9 protein-coding genes and 1 rRNA gene (1 of these 10 running past the window's edge) are annotated in these 16,138 nt (G+C 36.3%); all 10 read right to left on the bottom strand.

Annotated elements, in window-relative coordinates; all coding sequences use genetic code 11:
* A 16S ribosomal RNA gene (locus CGC48_RS02900) occupies positions 1-1,381 on the bottom strand (it extends 135 nt beyond the left edge of the window).
* Between the two features lie 604 nt (positions 1,382-1,985).
* Positions 1,986-3,584: a lipocalin-like domain-containing protein gene (locus CGC48_RS02905; protein ID WP_098028405.1), complete on the bottom strand. Its 1,599-nt coding sequence runs from the start codon at positions 3,582-3,584 to the stop codon at positions 1,986-1,988.
* A gap of 28 nt (positions 3,585-3,612) precedes the next feature.
* Entirely contained in the window at positions 3,613-4,050 is a 438-nt protein-coding gene (locus tag CGC48_RS02910) for a hypothetical protein (RefSeq protein WP_098028406.1), read from the bottom strand.
* Between the two features lie 372 nt (positions 4,051-4,422).
* On the bottom strand, positions 4,423-4,983 hold the full coding sequence (locus tag CGC48_RS02915; protein ID WP_098028407.1) for a hypothetical protein: 561 nt from the start codon (positions 4,981-4,983) through the stop codon (positions 4,423-4,425).
* A gap of 688 nt (positions 4,984-5,671) precedes the next feature.
* Positions 5,672-8,371, bottom strand: coding sequence for a TonB-dependent receptor (locus tag CGC48_RS02925; protein ID WP_098028408.1), 2,700 nt, complete (start codon positions 8,369-8,371; stop codon positions 5,672-5,674).
* Positions 8,372-8,635: 264 nt separating this feature from the next.
* Positions 8,636-11,551, bottom strand: a complete 2,916-nt coding sequence (locus tag CGC48_RS02930) for a TonB-dependent receptor (RefSeq protein WP_098028409.1) — start codon at positions 11,549-11,551, stop codon at positions 8,636-8,638.
* A 223-nt stretch (positions 11,552-11,774) separates the two neighbouring features.
* The gene (locus tag CGC48_RS02935; protein ID WP_098028410.1) at positions 11,775-12,839 is read right to left on the bottom strand and encodes a lactonase family protein; all 1,065 of its coding nucleotides are present in this window, start codon (positions 12,837-12,839) and stop codon (positions 11,775-11,777) included.
* A gap of 81 nt (positions 12,840-12,920) precedes the next feature.
* The gene (locus CGC48_RS02940; protein ID WP_018279740.1) at positions 12,921-13,664 is read right to left on the bottom strand and encodes a succinate dehydrogenase/fumarate reductase iron-sulfur subunit; all 744 of its coding nucleotides are present in this window, start codon (positions 13,662-13,664) and stop codon (positions 12,921-12,923) included.
* A gap of 34 nt (positions 13,665-13,698) precedes the next feature.
* The gene (locus tag CGC48_RS02945) at positions 13,699-14,070 is read right to left on the bottom strand and encodes a four helix bundle protein (protein ID WP_198537150.1); all 372 of its coding nucleotides are present in this window, start codon (positions 14,068-14,070) and stop codon (positions 13,699-13,701) included.
* A gap of 37 nt (positions 14,071-14,107) precedes the next feature.
* On the bottom strand, positions 14,108-16,138 hold the full coding sequence (locus CGC48_RS02950; protein WP_098028411.1) for a fumarate reductase/succinate dehydrogenase flavoprotein subunit: 2,031 nt from the start codon (positions 16,136-16,138) through the stop codon (positions 14,108-14,110).

Genomic DNA, 16,138 nt, shown 5'->3' on the forward strand with positions numbered 1-16,138 from the left:
TGTGTACAAGGCCCGGGAACGTATTCACCGGATCATGGCTGATATCCGATTACTAGCGATTCCAGCTTCACGGAGTCGAGTTGCAGACTCCGATCCGAACTGTGACCGGCTTTATAGATTCGCTCCTGCTCACGCAGTGGCTGCTCTCTGTACCGGCCATTGTAGCACGTGTGTAGCCCAAGATGTAAGGGCCGTGATGATTTGACGTCATCCCCACCTTCCTCACGGTTTGCACCGGCAGTCCCGTTAGAGTGCTCGACTTAACTCGCTAGCAACTAACAGCAGGGGTTGCGCTCGTTATAGGACTTAACCTGACACCTCACGGCACGAGCTGACGACAACCATGCAGCACCTTGAAAAACGTCCGAAGAAATATCTATCTCTAGATACGTCGTTTCCCATTTAAACCTTGGTAAGGTTCCTCGCGTATCATCGAATTAAACCACATGCTCCACCGCTTGTGCGGGCCCCCGTCAATTCCTTTGAGTTTCACACTTGCGTGCGTACTCCCCAGGTGGGATACTTATCACTTTCGCTTAGCCACTCAAAATTACTTCCAAACAGCTAGTATCCATCGTTTACAGCGTGGACTACCAGGGTATCTAATCCTGTTCGCTCCCCACGCTTTCGTCCATCAGCGTCAATAATTTGTTAGTAACATGCCTTCGCAATCGGTGTTCTGTGTAATATCTATGCATTTCACCGCTACACTACACATTCCAGCTACTTCACAAACATTCAAGACCTACAGTTTCAAAGGCAGTTACTCAGTTGAGCTCAGTGCTTTCACCTCTGACTTATAAGCCCGCCTACGGACCCTTTAAACCCAATGATTCCGGATAACGCTCGCATCCTCCGTATTACCGCGGCTGCTGGCACGGAGTTAGCCGATGCTTATTCGTATGGTACCGTCATCAATCTACACGTAGACCTTATTCTTCCCATACAAAAGCAGTTTACAACCCATAAGGCCGTCATCCTGCACGCGGCATGGCTGGATCAGTCTTCCGACCATTGTCCAATATTCCTCACTGCTGCCTCCCGTAGGAGTCTGGTCCGTGTCTCAGTACCAGTGTGGGGGACATCCCTCTCAGAACCCCTACCCATCGCAGCCTTGGTGTGCCGTTACCACTCCAACTAGCTAATGGGACGCGTACTCATCTTTTGCCACCGTAGCTTTAATTATTTAATGATGCCACCAAATAATACTATAAGGTATTAATCCAAATTTCTTCGGGCTATCCCTTAGCAAAAGGTAGATTGTACACGCGTTACGCACCCGTACGCCGGTCTCAAGTGCCGAAGCACTCTACCCCTCGACTTGCATGTGTTAGGCCTGCCGCTAGCGTTCATCCTGAGCCAGGATCAAACTCTTCATCGTTAAAATCTTTAATATTATAACCAAAGAAAGTAATTGACTCTAGGATAATTCTTTAAATCTTTTTTTTGTGCTGTCAACAATATATCAATGAACTATTTCGTCTATTCCAAAATTCACAACCTTATCTCAAGTTGCGGATGCAAAAGTAATACTTTTTTTAAAACTACCAAAACTTTTTGAACTTTTTTTCAAAAATATTTTTTTTGAACTTTTCACTTTATTGCTAATCACTAACCCCTATTGACTAATGATTCTCTCAAAGCGGGTGCAAAAGTAATACTTTTTTCTAAACTACCAAAATTTTTTAAACTTTTTTTTTAAAATATTTTTTTTTGAACTTTTCACTTTATTACTAATCACTAATCCCTATCGACTAATAACTTTCTCAAAGCGGGTGCAAAAGTAATACCTTTTTTGATATATCCAAAATATTTGATGAAATTTTTTACAAAATCATTGCCAATAAAAACAAAAAAACTAAAAAACAGATAATTAATCTTTGACAATCTTACTAAAAAATATTCTGTTATTTTACTTAACCATCAAAACTGCCACAAATATACAAAAAAAGCCTCTTTTTTTATAGAGGCTTTTTTTAATATTGTTATGAAAAACTTACTTTTATTGTTTTGTTTTCACAAGTTGGAGAAACTTTTTTACTTCCTGTAGTAGGATAAATCAAGTACCCGCTGATCTGTTTCCATTCCACTTTGTATTCTTTTCCTACTTTTACTTTCACATTTAACGTTTTTCCAGCTTCCAAACGCCAACTTTTATCTCCTACTTTTATTGTATATGGATTACCTCCATTAGAATTATTAGTTATAGAGATTGTCCCTTCCTGAGATTGGAATTTTACTAACTCTTGATGATAGACAATCGATGTTTCTATTGTTCCTGTTTTCACATCACCACATTCAGTAGTTATTTTATAACTGTAAGTAGAATTTGGTTGTCCTTGGAATTCAACAAAGCCTTTTTCATCTGTTTTTATTGTCACTCCACCTATTTCAACTGTAGCATTTGATATTTTATTAAAATCTGTATCAACTACAAAAAACATCACTTGGATTTTACTACTTGTTCCTCCTCCTTGATTGTTTCCTCCTTGATTATTACTTCCTGAAAGTGAAATAGTACCTGCCTGAGCTGTCCCATTCATATTAAGTTGTACCGATTTATAATAAGGAGCTGTTCTGGTTAATACAACAAAGGTATATTGTCCTGATTTTAAATTCTCAAAAGTTGCAATACCTTGTGCATTGGTTGTTGCTTTTGTTTTATAGAGTTCTTCAACGGACTGAACAAATGTATCATAAACACTACCTGAAAAAGTAGCCATAGAAGCAAATGAGCTAAACTCAACTCCTGATAATGCATACACTTTTTGGTTTGCCAAGGGTGCATTATTCTGAGTTACCGTGATATTAGCCGTATATACTTTGGAAGCATATACAAGTGCCACTATATTCTTTCCTTCAGTGATGGTAATTTTCACTCGTTCAGAAACCTCTTCGTCTGTATTTTTATTTTTCAAAACGAAATACAATTCAGAACCTATATATTTCTTTACATCAAGAGAAACTTTTCCTCCGACCAAATTGCCTTCATCAACTTCTTCAAAAACGCGTTCCTGTCTTTGTCGCAACACCTCTACTTTTACATTATCCAGAGAAGAACCTGTTACGGTAACCTCAACTGTGGCTTGTTTTTCAACGGGAGCAGTAGGTTGTACGTTGCTTGATTTTTTATAAAACAATTTATCTTTGTTACCATCTTCACTTAATGTTAATTGGTCGCCAGTAATAGAAACCGTGAAGAGATAAACTTCTTTATTATTCTCATCAAGCCCATATATTTTACTATTCTTAACCACATATTTGTTGTACAATTCAGCTTTCTCGCATAAATCATCATCGTTTAATGCATATCGAGTAACTTTAATAATGGTTGAAGAGAAGGCAATTGTACCTTGTTTACCACATTGCCAAGCTTTTTTGTCATCAGCATCTGTTGATTGTGATATTTTTCTGCCTTCAGTTTCCAATTCCACCAATTGCCAAGTTCCTAAAAGTGTTTCTGCAGTCACAGCAACATTTTGAGGTGCTGAAGGAGCTTGAGGAATGTCACTTCCGTTATCGGACTTACCACAATTTGTAAGTACCAATATGAAAATCGCTAAAATAGATACTATCTTTTTCATTCTTACTTTATATTTATATGCAATATTTTTAATCCAATTTTATTTCTACTGTTTTGTTTTCACCTTGTTTTAAGGTTACAGGCACTACCTTTTTAAGACTTTCTTTTGTGATTTCTTGTCCAAAAATATTCTTTTTAGATTTTGTGTAATACACTACAAAACGATATACTTCTTGTTGATCTTTTATATCAAGGTCATCTAATAAGAAAATAGCTTTTCCTTCGTTTTCAGTAGCAGATTGTTTTGCGTGAAAAGTTGATTCATTTTTCCAAGCAAATTCATTAAACCCATAAACCACCCAACCATTTAGGGACGTTCCGTCAGTATCTTTTAGATACACTGAAACTTCGGTTTTCTTTCCTTCGAGTGCTTCTTTAATCTCTTCTTTTGAGCAAGACACACTAATGATTGTTGTTACAAAGGCTACCAATAGCCACATTCCCTTTTTTAAAGAACTTTTTGTCATTATAAAAAAATTAAAATTACCCCTACTCTATTACAGGCTTTTCAGGTTACGCCTTATTTATTATCTGTTTTATCTTTTACATCCCCGCTCTACGAGCTGCCCCTTCAAAGGGGCAATAGCAGTGCAAACGGCATTTATAATTGTTAATTATTCTTTAGGTCGTGTTATAAAAAGTATGATGACGGTTTTGGTTGTCAGGCTGAGCGTAGTCGAAGCCTTATAATAGTAGAGCTTCGACTACGCTAAGCCTGACAAGAATACCCTCTTTTTAAAGATATCATACTTTTTACATCACCTCTATTCTTTATTCAAATTCAGTGTCCACCCAAGCTCTACCCAAGGTGTATCCAAGCTATGCTTTTCGTTCTTATTTTATATATTTTTAACACTTTCAGTTGTGTTAGCGGGTAGGTCTGTGGCACGTACTACAATCTTGTCTCCCGAAAGGTCTGCATTGGTTTGCGTAGCGGTATAGACCCAATCCAACCCATTATCCACTGCATTGCCTTCTTCCACCAACGAACCATCGGAATTGTAAATATGTACCGTTACAGATGCTACTTTGAAATCATCATAGGCTCTAACTTTGATGGTATCGCCTATCTGACCTGTATAGCCTGAAAGGTCAATCTGTTCAATCTTTGGTGCTTGTAACATATCAGCAACTGCCACGTTATAGGCTGTAACTCCTTGCTTTTTATCGGCTACTGATTGATATTGCTCTTTAACCTCAGGATTTTTGAGCGCCGTTTTGGCATAGATAGTTGCTTGTTGAAATTTTGCTATCTGCTCCTTTACTTTTTCAGAAGTGATGGTTTTCTTAGTAGGTTTTTGAGAAACAATCGTTTTTCCATTACGCTGACTGAACACCAGCATATTACCTACTTTTCCACTTAGTCCGTGTGTAATGATGTTATTTTTAGATTCTGCCATTGCTTTATGTTTTTTTATTAATTTCAGGAAGTTAGGAGATTAGGAGGTTAGAGGTTAAGAATTTTAGGAACTAATAGAAAACGTCCCTTTAAAGGAAATAAAAAATCCACTTAATGGAAATTGACTCCCATCAAGCGGATTTATATCATAGGGTGTAGTAACTACACTATTTCGGCTGTTTAAGTGCTGTGCTGTGCTGTGCTGTGCTGTGCTGTGCTGTGCTGTGCTGTGCTGTGCTGTGCTGTGCTGTGCTGTGCTGTGCTGTGCTGTGCTGTGCTGTGCTGTGCTGTGCTGTGCTGTGCTGTGCTGTGCTGTGCTGTGCTAAGGCACGTACAAATATACTGATTTTATGTGAATTACACAAGTTTTTCATAGTATTTTTATGCTATTTTAGTACGTTGAGTTAATTGTATGCGGAGCAAATGTATAAAAATTTCTATTATAACAAAATCACAACGTTAATTTTAACATAAAAAAACGTAAATATAGAGATAATATAGCTAACTTCATATAAATTGTCACACCCTAAAATCCTCCTTTGAAGGAGGTGTCCGAAGGACGGAGGATGTTTCTTAGATTATACATCCCCCTACCCCATCAGTACGACAAACTATTCTGGATTAGCTATGAAACCAAAATATTAAAAAAATCCGTTTAAAGTTAATAATAAACGGATTCTCTATTATGATTAAAAAGAATACTTCATTGAAAAATTCCAAGTGCGTCCAAAACCAAAATACACACGATTCCGTGTATCTATTCCTTTATAAACTTCACTATTAGCAGTTGTATGGATATTATCCTGTGATTCAGCAATGTAGTACGTATCAAATAGATTGTGTACGTTAATACCGAAAGTCACTGTATGCCTTTTAAACAAAGGTAATTTGTAAGATGCTGAAAAATCAAACAAGTTATAACTTGGAAGCCTTAAAACTCCTTTGGAAGCAGTGTCATTACTACTGAATGTATAGATATCAAAATCTGAATACAACTGATTGACATAATGCCAATCAACATTAATATTCAATTGCTTGAGCGGAGTAACAATCATACCAATATTAGCTGTCATCTGTGCGGTACCTCCCACTTTCACTTTATCTAGCAAAAGAGGTAATCTGTTTGATTTAGCTCCTGAAAGAATATGAGGTTTTCTATCTGCTATTCTGTACGTTTGTGCTTCTGCATTTCCCTCATAGTACCAGTTACCTAAGGAAGCCATTCCACTGAACTTCAAATATTTATTGTATTTATATAGCAATTCTAATTCAACTCCCTGATGAAGCTCATCCAAATTTGAAATTTCAGCGTAATAGCGTGTTTTGTTAGGGTCAATATCTGTGAGGTTATCTTTCCTTATGTATCTATCGTTCCAAGTTGTTCTGTAGATATTAACCTTTGCATTAAGTTTTTTCAGCCTAAGTCCGTATCCTAATTCAATTCCTAATACCTTTTCATTCACATTGTTGAAAGCAGCATAATTGAGACCTCCTCTATAAACCGCATTGAAGTTTGGTTGTTTTTCATAATATCCAACATTCGTAAATACGTTGTGATTTCCTATGTTATGATTAACCCCTACTTTAAGATTATATCCTAAAAATGTTTCGTAGTTCGTTTTCTGTGGAAGATAGATATTCGTTCCTTCAAGCAATGTCCCTTCAGCTAAAAATTTATCTGTTCTTCTATAACCTTTATTCGATATAGAACCTTGAACAAAGGCAGATAAATTTTCTTTGGAATACTCCAACCTGCCAAAAGTTCCTGCCCAAAATATCTGTCCCACATTGTTGTAAAAAACAGTATTCGCCACATCATCTACTTTGGAGAAAAAGGGATTATAAGTAGGATAATTAGCATTTACAACAGAAACATAATTATCCAATTTCAAATTTTTATTTGAATCATCTTTGTAGAATTTAGCTCCAAGTAAGTCGCTTAACATCGCATAATGGTAACCTTTGTAATATCGACCATCAATTCCTATGTCAAATATTAAATTATCAGAAAGTTTGTGATTAAAATTTGTTAAGATGCCGTACCAATCGTGTGAATTTATTCGTGCTGTGCGAATAAGAGTGCTTTCATTAATATTTGCATCTTTGTTTACTTCTGCAATAGCATCAAAATCATACAAACCTGTTTCAACATTTCTGAAAGATTCCAAATCTCTTCCCTGAACAGAACTATAATTCAATGTTCCAGAACCTCTACCAAATGAAGTATATGCAGTGGTATTGATTGTTGTCTTGTCTGACAGATTCCAATCCCAATTTAGCATTATCATTGGTTTATGATACACATTTCTGTACACATTGTAATCTTTTCCCATTAAGTTTCCCATATCAGGATTATATTTTCTATCGGGATTTCCGTTAGTTCCATAATGTAGAGCATCTGATATTTTCACGTAGGAAAGTCGCTGATTGTGCCACTGAGGAGAGCCTGTCATCATCAACTGAAAATTATGTTTGGTTGAAGGAGCATATCCAAAAGCTAAATAATAGTTATAGCCTTCAAATTCAGTACCTCTTACATATTTATTGCCTGATGTTCTTCCTATAAGAATAGACGTCGAAAAACCTTTTTCATTTTTCCCTGTATTATACATTGCAGAAGTTTTAACTGCATAATCATTTCCTACGGAACTTAGTATCGCTCCCCCTTCATTCAAATTAGGCGAACGTGTAGCAATATTAAGAGTCCCTCCTACAGAAGCTATGGCTAATTTGGAAGCTCCCAATCCTCTTTGCACTTGCAAAACCGAGGTTACATCGGCAATACCTGTCCAATTACTCCAATAAACTTTGTCGTTTTCCATATCATTGATAGGCACTCCATTTACCATCACAGCAATATTTTCACTTGTAAAGCCACGAATACTGGTTTTGGAATCTCCAAAGCCCCCTCCCGATTTCGTAGCATAAACCGAAGGTACTTTGTTTAGTATTTCTGATAGTTCTTGATTGCCTAATTTCTCAGTTATTTCCTGAGAGAAGATTGTTGAAAGTGCAACAGGCGTTTTTCTTTCCTGTGCCATATCTAACAGATTATTGTTCACAATAACATTTGTGAGTAAACAAGCATCTGTTTCTAATTCTATTACTATTGGTTGTGTTTTTCTTAAAATTCGGAATTGTACTTCTTGAGAAATAAAACCCGCATATGACACCTCAAGTATTCCTAACCGAGAAGGAACCTCCAATGAAAATTCTCCTTTTTCATCTGTTGAAACTCCCATAATATTGCCCTTCAGAAGTACACTGGCACCTGATAATGGTTGTTTGCTTTCCTCATCAATTACTTTTCCTTTTACAAAATTCTGAGCATAAGCTATGCTTGTGACTATTAAAAATAGCACTAACGAGTGTAGTAGTCTGTCTCTCATCTCTCTTAATTCATTATATCTTTCCCGTTACAAATTTTCAACTTTTATTAAGATATTCACGTTAAAAAATAGTTAATATTTTAGTAAACTATAACTTTTTATGGATAAAACACCTTTACAAATGAAAAATATTTCATAAAAAGAAGAGAAACAATATTTTACAAAAAACTCATAATCAAACGGATTATGTTAAACGTTTATCATTTTAACAATAAAAAAGCCACTTTTAAAAAGTGGCTTTTTCTTGAAAAATTCATCTTTTTTCTAGAAAGTATATCTAAGTCCAAAACTCCAAGTTCTTCCAGAACCGAAATAAACTCGATTTGATGTATCAATTCCTTTATAAAGATTATTAGACTGATAATCACTGAACTGTTTTTGTGCTGTTCCTTTAACTGCATCATCTTTAAAATCTGCTAACGTTTTAGCATGTCTGTTATCATAAGACTCTGCAATGTAGAGCTTATCCAATACATTGTCTACATTAACTGAGAATGTAATAGATTGTTTATCAGCTAAAGGTAATTTGTAAGAAGCATTCAAATCAAACAAATTAAAACTTGGTAATTGCAATGCACCTCTGTCCGCTGCTGCCTGAGTTGTAAAATCAGCTACATTTAAGTTAGCATACAAATTATTTACATATCTCCAATCAACATTGAAGTTTAATCCTTCAATAGGTGTAATGGTGGCACCTAAAGAAGCCGTTTGCTGTGCAGAATCACCCACTTTCACTTTATCCAAAAACAAAGTGATTGATTCAGCACTACCAGCAGGAACTACGTTTCCTTGTCCGTCAATAGGCTCGTTACTTTCATTATACAAACTTCCTAAAGCATTTCCTTGATAGAACCAATTTCCTAAAGATAATGAACCTTTGAACCGCAAATAATCTGTTACTCTAACATCTGTTTCTAATTCAATTCCTTGGTGAATTTCCTCCACACCAAGTATGTTAGCGTAAGCACGAACACCATTAACGTCATTTGATTTTCTTACAAAGCGATCTTTCCAAGAAGTTCTATACACATTCAAGTTTACATTTGCAAAACTTGATTTAAATCCGTATCCAGCCTCAACACCAAAAATCTTCTCATTAGTTAAATTAGGATTTAAGAAATTTCTGTTGTTTGTATATACAGCATTGAAAAAAGGTTGTTTTGAATAGTAACCAATGTTAGCAAAAACATTATGTTGCTCATTGATGTTGTAATTCGCTCCTGCTTTGATATTGTATCCCAAAAGATCTCTGAAACCTGTTTTTCTTTCCATTTTTGTCATAGGATTCCCTCTAACAGCCTCAGTACCTGGTTTTAAAAATTCGTCAATACGTTGAAATTCTTGCAAGGAAGAAGAACCTTGTACAAAAGCAGAGAAATTATCATCAGAATATTCCAATTGAGCAAAAAGACCAGCCCAACGTACCTCACCATCATTGCTATAAGCTACACGATTTTCTATTGGCTCTATTTTTCCTCCAAAAGGATTGTAACTTGGTTTATCATTTACAACTCTTGATACAGTATTAGCTCCAGTCAAATTTTTATTTGAAGAATCTGCATAAGAAGAAGCTCCCCATAAGTTTGTAAGAACCTGATAATGATACCCGTAGTAATATCTTCCATCAAGTCCAATATTTACAGTAAATCTGTCGTTAATTTTATGATTGAAATTTGTCAAAACACCATACCAATCGTGTGAATTTACACTTGCTCTCCTTACAAACCCTTCATAAACATTATGTTTTCTATTATCTGGATCTGTCACCTCTCTGGCTAAACCTAACTTGTTTGGTGTATTAATCTGTTTTATCTTATGCTTTGAAGAAATATCCTCCCCTTTGTTATAACTACTAATAGCATCAAAATCAATAAGTCCTTCTGATGTTCTTATATTTGAAACTCTTGTTGTCTCAGGGCTATATCGTCCTGTCCTTCTATCTTGTCTAAAACCACCTGTCCAAGCAGATCCTAAATCACCCGTTCCAAAACCACGTCCGAAAGAAGCATAAACCACAGTACTCAAAGTAGATTGTTGAGTTATATTCCAATCCCAGTTAAGCATCATCACTGGTTTGTGATATGCATTACGACGATTTGAATGTACCTCTCCATTCAAATATCCCCAATCAGAATTATATTTTCGATTTGGTTTTTCAGGTGAGCCTCCGTATTTTATTGCATCGGCAATTGACACTGATGACGAACGTTGATCGTGCCATTGAGGAGCTCCTGTTATCACAAATTGTAAATTGTGCTTTTCAGATGGTGTATACCCTAATGCGAAAAAGTAATTATATCCTTCAAATTTTGTAGCATCTGCATATTTCTCACCCCAACTACGGCTGAACAAAACAGATGAAGACCAACCTTTTTCACTTTTTCCCGTATTATAAGCAACAAGCCCCTTATACTCATTATTTCCACCATTGTTTCCATAACCTGCATAAGCAACGCCTCCCTCAGGCATATCAGATGCACGAGTAACCACATTAATAGTACCACCAACTGAAGCGATTGCCAATTTTGAAGCTCCTAAACCTCGTTGTACTTGCATTGCTGAAGTTACATCTGAAAGACCAGCCCAGTTACTCCAATACACACGACCATTCTCCATATCATTCACAGGAACACCATTAACCATTACAGCAATATTCTCATTGGCAAAACCTCGAATGTTAATTTTGGCATCACCAAAACCTCCTCCACCTTTGGTAGCATATACAGACGGAGTTCTGTTCAAGATTTCTGGAAATTCTTTGTTACCTAATCTTTCAACAATTTCCGCTGCCTTGATGGTTGAAACTGCTACAGGTGTTTTTCGCTCTTTAGCAATATCTAATAAAGAACTTCCCATAACCACAACCTCACCTAAATTCTGAGCATCAGGTTGTAAGACGATTCTCACATTAGCTTTTCCTCCTGATAATGTATAATTTACCCTTTGAGTTACAAATCCTATGTAAGAAATTTCCAAAGTTCCCGAATTAGATTCTACTTGTAAGGAAAATTTTCCGTCCATATCGGAAGAAGTTCCTTTTGTAGTCCCTTTTATTAACACGTTCGCTCCCGGAAGAGGTGTGTTAAGTTCCCCATCAATGACTGTACCAGTTACAACTCCTTGTGCGTAAGTCATTGCTGATAATAAAATTAAGGCTAAATTTAAAACCCAGTTTTTCATTTTTCTATGTGATATAAAAGTTAGTTTATTAGGTTGCAAATTTGCAATTTTTTCAAACAAGATTTGTTAAGTAATTGTTAAATGATTATTGTTTAAAGAAAGAATACAGCTTTTTAGGAATAATATTTCAAAAAACACATCACATTCAAGAATAAAAATTAAATATTATCATTTTTTTAACAAAATAATTATATAAAAACAAAATTGAGTTTCATAATACTATTTATTGTAGAAACTGAATACAAACAGGTTTGGGAACATTCAATTCTGTTTTTAACTCAAGTAACCCATTCGATTGAATTTCAAATACTTGAATAATGTTTTCATCTCGTGACGCAACAAACATATATTTCCCATCTGAAGTTATCGCAAAGTTTCTTGGATGCTTTTTTGTTGTTTGATAGCCAATCTTTTTCAATTTTCCTGATTTTTGGATAAAAAAAATAGCAATTCCATCATTCACAAGCCGATTGGAAGCGTACAAGAACTTTCCATCAGGACTAATATGAATATCAGCTGCTCCTTTTCCGCTCGTAAATTCATCAGTAGCAATAGCTTGTAATTTTATAAATTGATTTTTCTTTTGTTTAAGTACAATTATCTCACGTGAAAGCTCTCCCAAAACATACAAATATTTTCCATCAGCAGAAAATGTAAAATGACGTGGTCCCATTCCTTTCGGTAATGTTATATCTTCATTTTGAATACGTTGTAATTGATTATCCTTTAATTTAAAGGAATAAACTTTATCTGTTCCAAAATCTGTTGCCAGAACTCGTTTTTTATCAGGTGAAAACTGTACAGAATGCAGATGAGAATGTTTATCAAAAGTAATATTTTGTGAAATTTCTTGTAAAACTCCATTTTTTGTTATGGTAAATACAGAAATATTTCCTCCCATATAATTCGCTGTTATAACATTCTTGTTATCAGAATCATACACAACATAACAAGGAGCTCCTCCTTTAGTGTTTTGTGCATTAATTAGATTTATCTTACCTACTTTTTTATCTAAAGAGAAAGACAAAACCTCGCTGTTCTCTTGATCATTTTCACTTACCGAAAACAGGAATTTTTCATCAGGAGACAAAGCCAAATATGAAGGATTTTTAACAAAAACAGAAGTTATTTTTTCAAATTTGAGGTTCACTTTATCAAAATTGTACAGATAAATTCCTTCACTATCAGAATCCGTATAAGTACCCACTAAAAATTGAATATTTTTTCCATTTTGAGCCAAAGAAATACCACTAAATAATAATGTGATTACAGAAAAAAGTTTTTTCATACAATTGAAAATAAAAAAACCGAAAGTAAGACATTTAATTTCAAAATCTACTTTCGGTTATATAAGTTTATAATTATCTAATTATCTACAACTTGCTTTCAAATACTCACGGTTCATACGTGCGATATTTTCCAAAGAAATACCTTTCGGACATTCTACCTCACAAGCTCCAGTGTTGGTACAGTTTCCGAAACCTTCCAAATCCATTTGATGTACCATATTCATCACACGGTCAGCAGCCTCTACACGTCCTTGAGGAAGCAATGCAAATTGTGACACTTTTGCCGCTACAAACAACATCGCAGATGAGTTTTTACACGTTGCCACACAAGCTCCACAACCGATGCAAGAAGCAGCATCCATTGAGCGGTCAGCATCGTATTTCGGGATTGGAATCGCATTGGCATCTTGAGTGTTTCCAGAAGTATTTACCGAAATATATCCTCCTGCTTGTTGGATACGCTCAAAAGCAGTTCTATCAACAATTAAATCCTTGATTACTGGAAAAGCGGTTGCTCTCCAAGGCTCAATAGTGATAGTGTCACCGTCGTTGAACATACGCATATGTAACTGACACGTAGTAATTCCACGGTCAGGTCCGTGAGCTTCTCCGTTGATGAAAAGCGAACACATACCACAAATTCCCTCACGACAATCGTGGTCAAACGCCACAGGTTCTTCACCTTTGGCTACCAAACTTTCATTAAGTACGTCCATCATTTCCAAAAACGACATATGCTCGGAAATATCGGTTACTTTATATTCTACCATACGACCTTTATCGTTGGCGTTCTTCTGTCTCCAAATTTTTAATGTTAAATTCATTGTGCTTAGGATTTTAGTTTTTAGTAGTTAGCGGTTAGTGGTTAGAATTTTTAAGTTTTAGTTTTTGTATCATTGAATTGAGCATTTTTCCTATTTCAGAAACTAGATTTTCAATTTCTTGATTATCGGAGATAAAATTCAACTCTTTGGCGATATATAACTGCGTTTCTAATTCATACAGAGAGCCTCTTGATACATACAGAAATTGCAAAAAACTCTTAGAACTCCCTCTTCCGAAACCCTCTGCAATATTTGAAGGAATGGATATCGCACTTCGGCGAATTTGGCTTGTTAATCCAAATTTTTCTTCCTCAGGAAATAAGCGAGTTACTTCATACACTCCCTTGACTAAATCCATTGATTTTTGCCAAACAACCAATTCTTTATATGAACTTATTTGATTCACTATCAAAATCTAATCACTGACCACTAATCTCTAATCACTATTTATAACTACGTTGTACTAATTTAATATCTTTAAACTCTAATTGTTCTTTATGTACGATTTCTTCGCTCGGATTGTACGTACATTTGATTTCGTTCGGATTTCCTGTGTACTGCCAAGCAGCTACGTATGCATAGTTTTCATCATCACGAAGAGCCTCTCCATCAGGAGTTTGATACTCTTCACGGAAATGTCCTCCACACGATTCGTTTCTTTCCAAAGCATCTTTGGCAAACAACTCACCAAGTTCCAAGAAATCGGCTACACGTCCTGCTTTTTCAAGTTCTACGTTCATTTCGTACATTTCTCCTGGAACTTTTACATTTTTCCAGAAATCTTCACGAATTTCACGAATTTCCTGAATAGCCTCTTTCAATCCTTGTGCATTACGTGCCATTCCTACTTTATCCCACATTACTTTTCCGAGTTTTTTGTGGAAATAATCTACTGAATGTGTACCTTTATTGTTGATAAAAAATTTCAATCGCTCAGTTACTACTCTTTCGGCTTCTTCAAATTCAGGTAAATCGGTTGAAATTTTTCCTGTGCGAATGTCCGCCGCCAAGTAATCTCCAATAGTATAAGGAAGAACGAAATATCCATCTGCCAAACCTTGCATCAAAGCGGAAGCCCCCAATCGGTTTGCTCCGTGGTCAGAGAAGTTTGCCTCGCCAATACAGTAACAACCTGGAATTGTAGTCATTAAGTTGTAATCTACCCAAATTCCACCCATTGTGTAGTGCGTTGCAGGGTAAATCATCATTGGGGTTTTATACGGATTTTCATCAACGATTTTCTCGTACATTTGGAAAAGGTTTCCATATTTAGCCTCAACGATTTTCTCTCCTCGTCTGATGATTTCTTCTTTAGAAGGATTTTCAATTCCGTGGATTTTACATTGCTCTCTTCCATAACGCTCAATAGCAGAAGAGAAATCCAAGTACACAGCCTCGCCTGTTGCATTTACGCCATAACCAGCGTCACAACGCTCTTTGGCAGCACGTGAAGCAATATCACGCGGTGCTAAGTTTCCATAAGCAGGATAACGTCTTTCCAAGTAGTAATCGCGGTCTTCCTCAGCAATTTCAGTTGGTTTTTTACGTCCTTCACGAATAGCATACACATCGTCCATTTTCTTCGGAACCCAAATACGTCCGTCGTTACGAAGTGATTCAGACATCAATGTCAATTTTGATTGATAATCTCCTGAACGCGGAATACAAGTTGGGTGAATTTGCGTAAAACAAGGATTTGCGAAAAATGCTCCTCGCTTGTGTGTTTTCCAAGCTGCCGTTCCGTTACAGCCCATCGCATTGGTAGAAAGGAAATATACGTTTCCATAACCTCCTGTTGCAATTACCACAGCGTGAGCCGAATGGCGTTCTATTTTTCCTGTTATCAAATCACGAGCGATAATCCCACGAGCTTTTCCATCAACAACAACGATGTCCAACATTTCGTGACGATTGTACATATCAATCTTTCCACGAGCGATTTGTCGATTCATTGCTGAATAGCAACCCAACAACAATTGTTGCCCTGTTTGACCTTTTGCGTAGAATGTACGAGAAACTTGCGTACCTCCAAAGGAACGGTTGTCCAACAATCCACCGTAATCACGAGCCAATGGAACTCCTTGAGCCACACATTGGTCAATAATGTTTGCAGAAACTTCCGCCAAACGATACACATTCGCTTCTCTGGCACGGAAATCACCTCCTTTTACCGTATCGTAGAAAAGTCGATAGTCGGAATCTCCATCACCCATATAGTTTTTAGCGGCGTTGATACCTCCTTGTGCTGCAATGGAGTGAGCTCGACGTGGCGAATCCTGATAAGCAAAAGCCTTTACGTTATAGCCCAATTCCGCCAAAGTTGCCGCAGCCGAACCTCCCGCAAGTCCTGTTCCCACAACGATAACATCAATGTTACGTTTGTTAGCAGGATTTACAAGATTGATATGATTTTTATGTTTTGTCCACTTCTCTGCAATAGGACCTTCTGGAATTTTAGAATCTAATTTCTTCAT

Source organism: Capnocytophaga cynodegmi (assembly GCF_002302475.1).
Classification (GTDB): Bacteria; Bacteroidota; Bacteroidia; order Flavobacteriales; family Flavobacteriaceae; genus Capnocytophaga; species Capnocytophaga cynodegmi.

What these genes read in the sequence shown, in the direction of transcription:
- CGC48_RS02950 (WP_098028411.1), bottom strand. Translation starts at nt 16,138, where the DNA reads ATGAAGAAATTAGATTCTAAAATTCCAGAAGGTCCTATTGCAGAGAAG.
- CGC48_RS02925 (WP_098028408.1), bottom strand. Translation starts at nt 8,371, where the DNA reads ATGAGAGACAGACTACTACACTCGTTAGTGCTATTTTTAATAGTCACA.
- CGC48_RS02905 (WP_098028405.1), bottom strand. Translation starts at nt 3,584, where the DNA reads ATGAAAAAGATAGTATCTATTTTAGCGATTTTCATATTGGTACTTACA.
- CGC48_RS02940 (WP_018279740.1), bottom strand. Translation starts at nt 13,664, where the DNA reads ATGAATTTAACATTAAAAATTTGGAGACAGAAGAACGCCAACGATAAA.
- CGC48_RS02910 (WP_098028406.1), bottom strand. Translation starts at nt 4,050, where the DNA reads ATGACAAAAAGTTCTTTAAAAAAGGGAATGTGGCTATTGGTAGCCTTT.
- CGC48_RS02935 (WP_098028410.1), bottom strand. Translation starts at nt 12,839, where the DNA reads ATGAAAAAACTTTTTTCTGTAATCACATTATTATTTAGTGGTATTTCT.
- CGC48_RS02915 (WP_098028407.1), bottom strand. Translation starts at nt 4,983, where the DNA reads ATGGCAGAATCTAAAAATAACATCATTACACACGGACTAAGTGGAAAA.
- CGC48_RS02930 (WP_098028409.1), bottom strand. Translation starts at nt 11,551, where the DNA reads ATGAAAAACTGGGTTTTAAATTTAGCCTTAATTTTATTATCAGCAATG.